Source organism: Bartonella sp. MR168JLCBS, assembly GCF_042194175.1.
Map to the genome: position 1 here is coordinate 1 of NZ_JBHIMP010000570.1, position 249 is coordinate 249.

1 pseudogene is annotated in these 249 nt (G+C 28.5%); it reads left to right on the forward strand.

The annotated features are described in order from the left end of the window. Positions 1–109: 109 nt before the first annotated feature. Positions 110–249, forward strand: a pseudogene (gene glyA, locus ACFIK8_RS12740) (serine hydroxymethyltransferase); the annotation flags it as partial.

The window sequence follows — 249 nt, forward strand, 5'->3', positions numbered from 1 at the left end:
GCAAATCTTTGTTATATTTTAAAATAAAAATAATTTAAAATATTTGGTCTACATAGCTTGCTGTGGTATCGTTTATTGCTTTACTTTTTTAATATTAGGAACGTATTTTATGACCAAGCAAGCAAATGACATACAAAAGCGCTTTTTTAATGATAATTTACAAACCGTTGATGTTGCAATCTTTGATGCAATCAATGGAGAGTTTAAACGCCAACAAAACGAAATTGAATTGATTGCGTCAGAGAATAT